At 29.4% G+C, this 7,453-nt stretch carries 8 protein-coding genes; 6 read left to right on the top strand and 2 right to left on the bottom strand.

Features of this window, described 5'->3' with window-relative positions:
• On the bottom strand, positions 1-523 hold a 523-nt coding region (locus tag Q0370_RS10465; RefSeq protein WP_299575456.1), incomplete at its 3' end, for a histidine phosphatase family protein.
• Positions 524-570: 47 nt separating this feature from the next.
• Positions 571-1,338, bottom strand: a complete 768-nt coding sequence (gene cobS / locus Q0370_RS10460; RefSeq protein ID WP_299575454.1) for an adenosylcobinamide-GDP ribazoletransferase — start codon at positions 1,336-1,338, stop codon at positions 571-573.
• 180 nt (positions 1,339-1,518) lie between these two features.
• Between cobS and Q0370_RS10455 the strand changes: the two genes are divergently transcribed.
• The 6 genes from Q0370_RS10455 (at position 1,519) to Q0370_RS10430 (ending at position 7,399) form a co-directional block, all read left to right on the top strand.
• Positions 1,519-1,989, top strand: coding sequence for a bifunctional precorrin-2 dehydrogenase/sirohydrochlorin ferrochelatase (locus Q0370_RS10455; protein ID WP_021744757.1), 471 nt, complete (start codon positions 1,519-1,521; stop codon positions 1,987-1,989).
• 44 nt (positions 1,990-2,033) lie between these two features.
• Complete coding sequence (gene hemB / locus Q0370_RS10450; protein WP_299575452.1) at positions 2,034-3,005, top strand: porphobilinogen synthase; 972 nt, start codon at positions 2,034-2,036, stop codon at positions 3,003-3,005.
• Between the two features lie 24 nt (positions 3,006-3,029).
• Positions 3,030-4,382, top strand: a complete 1,353-nt coding sequence (gene trkA / locus Q0370_RS10445; protein WP_299575450.1) for a Trk system potassium transporter TrkA — start codon at positions 3,030-3,032, stop codon at positions 4,380-4,382.
• A gap of 91 nt (positions 4,383-4,473) precedes the next feature.
• Positions 4,474-5,919, top strand: coding sequence for a TrkH family potassium uptake protein (locus Q0370_RS10440; protein WP_299575448.1), 1,446 nt, complete (start codon positions 4,474-4,476; stop codon positions 5,917-5,919).
• 334 nt (positions 5,920-6,253) lie between these two features.
• Positions 6,254-6,616 carry a DUF488 domain-containing protein gene (locus Q0370_RS10435; RefSeq protein WP_299575445.1) on the top strand — a complete coding sequence of 121 codons (363 nt, stop codon included), beginning with the start codon at positions 6,254-6,256 and terminating at the stop codon, positions 6,614-6,616.
• Positions 6,617-6,631: 15 nt separating this feature from the next.
• Positions 6,632-7,399 (top strand): NUDIX domain-containing protein, encoded by a 768-nt coding sequence (locus tag Q0370_RS10430; RefSeq protein WP_299575443.1) that lies wholly within the window; start codon positions 6,632-6,634, stop codon positions 7,397-7,399.
• Positions 7,400-7,453 lie beyond the last annotated feature (54 nt).

The raw sequence follows: 7,453 nt of genomic DNA, 5'->3' as shown, positions 1-7,453 counted from the left end.
TAAATTTCCAGTATCCATCCAAATTGCAGAATAGATAATAGCTAATTAAGGATTGGATAACTCCCGCATGAGCTATGATAAGTATTCTTTTGTTTTGATAATCTTTCTTTATTTTCTCAATTTTTTTCACAATTCGTTTTTGCAAATCAGAAAGGCTTTCTCCACCTTCTGCCTTAAAATTTCTCCAGTTATTTTTCATTTCATTGATATAATGTGGGAACTCTTTTTCAATCTCTTTGTAAGTTTTCCCTTCGAGTATCCCAAAATTCAGTTCTCTTAGGTTTTCAGAAAAATGCTGTTTTATATTTTTATCAATTTCCAAAAGTTCTAAACTTTCTCTACATCGATTTAAGTCACTTGAAAATATTATATCTATTTTCTCATTCAATTCTTCAAGCTTTTTTTTAGTATTTTTTAACTGATTTATTCCTGTTGTATTCAAGCTTGGATTTAGATGTCCGTAATACAAATGTTTCTTATTATAGTCAGTTTCACCGTGTCTTATAAATAATATTTCTGTCATTTTATTCTCCTCTTTGGTTATCTTTATTTTTACTGCATTTTATTTAGCTACCGTAAAACAATCCCTAAAAATAGTACTAATATTGATGTTAATTCAAGAGAAGCTCCCATTGTATCGCCAGTTATCCCGCCAATCTTTTTTCGTACATTAAACATAAACAGAATTATAAATAGAAGTGCGATAAATAAAGCAATGCCGCCTTTTGTTCCAATTATAAGAAATACTAGAGCATTTGTCAAAATAATTGAAAAAATCACTTCAAAAATACCATTTTCAGAAATTATGGCATTACTCATTCCAGATTTTCTAGCATAGTCAGAAAGACCAGCATTTACTGATGTTGAAAGTCTTGCAATGATTGGAAAAATTATTAGGTATTTCGGGTTTATTGTGATAATTTCAGAAATTATAGTAATTTTTGTAATGAAATATAAAATTAATACAACTGTTCCATTTGTACCAATTCTTGAATCTTTCATAATTTCCAGCATTTTTTCTTTCTTAGCATAGCTAAAAAGCCCATCAAAAGTATCAGCAAGTCCATCAATGTGGATTATTCCAACAGCTAAAATTTCTATAATTATAATAAGTACAGCAATTATCACTTTATTATAAAAAATATTTTTTAGATAGACTGTAATTAAAAAATTTGAAAAATATAAAATTAAGCCAATGATTAAGCCAACCAATGGAAAAAATTTAATTGACTTTCCTAATTTTTTCTCACTATACTCTACTTTTATTGGTATCGGAATACGTGTCATAAATTGAATTAAGATAATGAATTGTTCAAAAAAATTTTTTATGTATTTCATAACAAAGCTCCCTGTATTTTATTTTTAGAAATTTTTCTATATTTTATCATTTTTGTAAAAAAAAATCACGTTATTTCTATATTTTTAGTGAAAAAAATATTATGTTATAAATCGCTTGTTTTTCTACTTATAATATGTTATCCTATTGTCATCAGAAAAAAGTGAAAGGAGCATTAAAATATGTGGTTTCCATTATTTATAAACTTGGAAAATAAAAAAGTTCTTGTTATTGGAGGTGGAAAAGTTGCACTAAAAAAAATCAAAAAAGTTTTAGAGTACGGAGCTGATGTTACTGTTGTTACTGATAACATTAAAGAGCAAAGTATATTAGAACTAAAAAATTTAAAAATAGAAGATAACAAGAAAATCGAAAACAATAAAGATGAAATTGAAAAACTTGTAAAAGATTTCTTTCTAGTTATTTCAGCTACAGATGATGAACAGCTGAATGAAAATATAGCACAAGTTTGTGATTCTAAAGAGATACTAATTAACAACGCATCTTCAAAAACTAAAATGAACGCAATGTTTGGAGGAATTGTAAAAAACAGCGAATTTCAAATTGCAATTTCTACGAGCGGTAAAAACTGCAAACGTTCACGTGCTATGAAAAGTGAAATTCAAAAAGTTCTTGACAAAATAGAAAAATAAATGTTCAAACTTTAAATAACGAAATGAAAAAAGGTGAAACAAAAATGTTTAAAAGACATAGAAAATTACGAAAAAATGAAGTGATAAGAAATCTTGTAAAAGATGTTTATGTCTCAAAGGAAGATTTGATTTATCCAATTTTTATTGAAGAGGGAGAAAATATCAAGAACGAAATCCCTTCAATGCCAGGAATTTTTAGATACTCTATTGACAGGCTTTCTGAAGAACTGGATGAACTGGTAAAATTGGGAATAAATTCGATTTTGCTTTTTGGAATTCCTAAAAAAAAGGATGCCTGTGCAACAGAAGCTTACAATGAAAATGGTATTATTCAGAATGCAGTTCGATTTATAAAGGAAAAATACGACAATTTTCTTGTAATCTGTGATATTTGCTGCTGTGAATATACAAGTCATGGCCATTGTGGTATTCTTGATGAAAATGGTTATGTAAAAAATGATGAAACTTTAGAAGTTCTTGGAAAAACAGCACTCTCCTACGCAAAGGCTGGAGCAGATATTGTAGCACCTTCAGACATGATGGATGGACGTGTGGAAAAAATTTCCAATGTTTTAGCTCAAAATAATTTTGAAAATATTCCAATAATGGCTTATTCAGTAAAATATTCGTCAGCATTTTATGGACCTTTTAGAGATGCAGCAGATTCAGCTCCTCAATTTGGAGATAGAAGGTCTTACCAAATGAATTTTCAATATTCAAAAGATGCGATAGACGAAGTTGCTGAAGATTTACGTCAAGGAGCGGATATTATAATTGTGAAGCCTGCAATGGCATATCTCGACGTTATAAAAAAGGTAAGTGATAAATTTGAAATCCCAATTGTAGCTTACAGCGTTTCGGGAGAATATTCAATGGTAAAAGCTGCAGCTGAAAATGGATGGATTGATGAAATGAAAATTGTCATGGAACAGATGTATGCGATGAAAAGAGCTGGAGCAAACGCTATCATTACTTATTATGCAAAGGAAATTGCAAAATATTTAGAAAATAAATAAAAAATAACAAGAAAGAGAAAAAATATGAAAATAGTTATAGCAGGAGCTGGTGTCGTTGGTGAATCGCTTTGTAGCGAACTTTCAGCTGAAGGTAACGATGTCATTTTAATTGAGAAAGAAGAAAAAGTATTAAATAAGCTTGTAGAAACTTACGATATAACTGGGCTTGTAGGAAACGGAGAGTCTTACGATACTTTACTTGAAGCTGGTGCAGACAGTGCGGATATTTTTATTGCTGCAACAGAATCAGATGAGCTAAATATAATCTCTTCAATAATAGCAAAAAAAATTGGTTCAAAATTTACTATAGCAAGAGTAAGAAATCCTGAATACAGTTCAAATATGCAATTTGTAAGGGAAGGACTTGGAATTTCCCTTATGATAAATCCCGAAATGGAAACTGCCAAAAGTATTGCAAATAAACTGATGTTTCCAGTTGCATTAAGTGTAGAAAACTTTTTTGGACAAAAAGCCAGTTTTATTTCAATAAAAGTTGAAAAAAATAGTTTTCTGAACGGGACACAGTTAAAAAATCTTGAATTTAGCACAAAAGACAAGGTTATTATCTGCACTGTCAGAAGAGATGAAAATGTCTTTATTCCAACTGGAGATTTTACTATCCTGGAAGGAGATATTGTCTATGTTGCAGGTTCTATGGAAGCAGTTCATAAATTTTATGATAGAATTGAACAAAGCAACTTAAAAATCGGATCTACACTGCTTATCGGCGGTGGTACAATTTCTCATTATTTAATTGGAAAACTTATTGAAAACAAAAACAAGGTAAAAGTCATAGAAAATGATAGAACACGTGCAGAAAAACTGAGTGAAGCTTATCCAAAAGCAATTGTAATAAAAGGAGATGAAGCGGATCAAGAATTCTTAGTACAAGAAGGAATAAATAACTATGATGCAACTGTAATTCTTACAGATAGTGATGAAGAAAATGTTGTTATTTCAATGTTTGTAAACTCCATAACAAATTCTAAGTTAATTACAAAAATGAACAGAACATTGCTACTTCCTATACTTGAAAACAATACTAGAACATCAACGGTTGTGCCCAAAAAAGTTATTTCTGACATGATAATAAGAGTTGTAAGATCAAAAACAGATATGCGAGGATCCACAATGAGTTTTTTATACAGGCTAGAAAACCAGGTGGAATTTATTACTTTCGAAATCAATGAAAATAGTGCTGCTGTTAATGTTCCGCTAAAAGATTTAAAATTAAAAAAAGGAATATTGATTGTAAGTATATTACGGGATAATAAAATGATTTTTCCGGGAGGAAATGATGCTATCAAAAACAATGACAGCGTAATGATTGTAGCAATAGCATCTTCTATCGAAGATTTTGACAATATTTTAGAATAAAACTGTAAAATTTAAATATATTCGTATCTAAAATTTAAGTCCAAATTTACTTAAATAAAAAAAATCGAGTATATTAATTTAAGGAGTAAAAATGAATAAAAGAATGATAGGTTTTATAACTGGAAAAATACTTATACTTGAAGCTGGATTAATGGTATTGCCTTTAATCATAAGTTTTTTGTACAATGAAACTGCAAAATATAAAATTGCTTATGGTTCTGTAATACTTCTTCTTCTAGCAATAGGTTTTCTTCTCTCTATGAAACTTCCTGAAGATGAACGGATTCAAGGTAGGGAAGGCTATATAATAGTTTCTTTATCTTGGATTTTGATGTCTATTTTTGGTGCATTGCCATTTGTATTTACAAAGGAAATCCCTTCTTTTATAGATGCATTTTTTGAAATTGTAAGCGGTTTTACAACAACTGGATCTAGCATAATACCAGATCTTAGCAAAATTAGCCATTCTAATTTATTTTGGCGAAGTTTTACCCATTTTGTTGGTGGAATGGGAGTTCTAGTTCTAGCACTTGCAATTTTTCCAAGTTCTGCAACATCAGTTCATGTTATGAAAGCTGAAGTTCCTGGTCCAACATTTGGAAAATTAGTTTCAAAACTATCAACAACAGCCAGAATGCTTTATAAAATTTATATTGTTATGACAATCGTTCTTATAATTTTATTAATGTTTGGCGGACTTAATCTATTTGAGTCTACTCTTCTTGCATTTGGTACCGCAGGAACAGGAGGATTTGGAGTAAGAAATGGTAGCATTTTACCATACAATAACCCTTATGTCGAAATAATACTTGGAATTGGAATGATAGTATTTGGAGTAAACTTTAATATTTATTATTTTATTTTAATCGGAAAAATAAAAGACATCTTTAAAAATGAAGAATTAAAATATTATTTACTAATAGTTTTTGGAGCAATTATGCTAATAGTTTTCAATATATATCAGACATACGGCTCCATATGGAACTGTATAAGAGATGTATTTTTCTCAGTTTCCTCAGTCATTACAACAACTGGATATTCTACAGCTGATTTTGGAAAATGGCCGTTATTTTCACAAGTTATCTTGCTTATCCTAATGTTTTTTGGAGCATGTGCAGGCTCTACAGCTGGAGGTCTGAAAATATCAAGAGTTGTATTAATGGTAAAAATCTATTTTGCTGAAATTGTCCAAATGATAAGTCCAAATCGTGTAGTTACAGTAAAATATGATGATAAGCCAGTAAATTCAGCTATGCAAAAAAGTATTGCAGTATATTTTTTAGTCTATTCACTAGTTTTTGGAGGAATTCTTCTAATGATTTCCTACTCAACAGATGACTTTATGACTGCTTTTAGTGCTGTTGCCGCCACATTTAATAATATCGGCCCTGGATTAGGAAAAGTAGGTCCTGCATTCAGTTTTGCTGAATTAAACAATTTCTCAAAAGTAATCCTTAGTTTTGGAATGCTTGCAGGAAGGCTGGAAATTTTTCCAATGTTAATATTATTTTCTCCAACAACATGGAAATTAAAATAAAAAAAGAAAGCTAGATGATTTTTAAAATAATGTTTTTAAAGAGACTGTATCACAATGGTTCATTACAATAGACAATTGGTGAAGATGTATTTACAGGAATCAACAGTATGACACATAAATATTTAATTTTAGATGAAATATTCCATACAAAATTAAAAAAAGAATTAAGGACAGTAAAACTTACAGTTAGCTGTTCTTTTTTCTATTTTATTAAATTTAATTATACAGCATACTTAAAAAATAATTTTGAATTCATTACAAAAATAAAAGCATTTTTTATAAAAATGTGATATAATTCTAAAAGATATAAATTCAGAAAAAGGAAAGATTAAAAATGAATAAACTAAACTGGAAAAGAATTTATGAAAAAGCAGAAGAAACTGATGGATTTAGAGTGTTTGTAGACAGGCTGTGGGCAAGGGGAATAAAAAAGGAAGATGCTAAAATTGATTACTGGGCTAAGGAAATTACACCTACAAAGGAGCTTAGGGAAGATTACCATAAAGGAAAAATTAATTTTGAGACATTTGCAGCAGGATATCTGAATGAATTAGAAAAAAATCCTGATTTTGATAAATTTTTAAAAATAATAAAATCTGAACTTCTTTCAAAAAATGTTACAATGCTTTTTGCAAGCAAGACTCCTGAAATTAGTCATATTCCAATTTTGAAAAAGTATTTGGAAAATAAATTATAAAAATAGGAGAAAAATATGATTGCGACATTATGTTATCTTGAAAAGGATAATCAATATTTGATGTTATATAGAAATAAAAAAGAAATTGATATAAATAAGGGAAAATGGATTGGCGTTGGCGGAAAAATGGAAAAGGGTGAAACGCCTGAGCAATGCTTAATACGTGAAGTCTGGGAAGAAACAGGATACACGCTAAATAGTTATGAATATCGTGGAATTGTAATTTTTAATTATAATGAAGACGACCCCTTGTTTATGTATGTTTACACAAGCTCTAATTTTTCCGGTATAGAAAAGGAGTGTAATGAAGGCGATTTGAAATGGATTCCAAAAGATGAAATTTTAGATTTAAAATTGTGGGAAGGCGATAAAATATTTTTGAAATTATTGTTTGAAAATTCCCCATTCTTTTATTTAACTCTAAATTATGAAAATGATAATGTTGTTAGTTCAAAGCTGGAATTTAAGGAAAAATATAGTTGTTTTGAAGTTTTTGTGCCAGAAAATTATGTGGAAAAAATTGTGGAAAACTTGCAAAAATATTCACTTTTGACAGAAGGATTCTATGCAGATGTGTATTCTACAGCTGATGCGGTTGGGCATTGGAAAACTCTGGAAGGCGGAAGTCCTTTTGATGGAGAAATTGGAAAATCAAGTGTAGCCAATGAAAAAATAATGAGATTTAGAGTAAAAAGAGATTTTGAAGAACTGGCGTATTATTTAGTAAAAGAATCTCATCCTTATGAAACAGCGGTAATTAATGTGTTTAGGATGGAAGTTTAGAAAATTTTAGGAAGGTCGTAAAAATATGAAAAAGAATTTTATTAAAATATTTTT

The sequence above is a fragment of the uncultured Leptotrichia sp. genome (assembly GCF_938036635.1).
Taxonomy (GTDB): Bacteria; Fusobacteriota; Fusobacteriia; order Fusobacteriales; family Leptotrichiaceae; genus Leptotrichia; species Leptotrichia hongkongensis.
The sequence above is the reverse complement of the archived record's forward strand: the minus strand, read 5'-3'. Positions and strand labels throughout refer to the sequence as shown.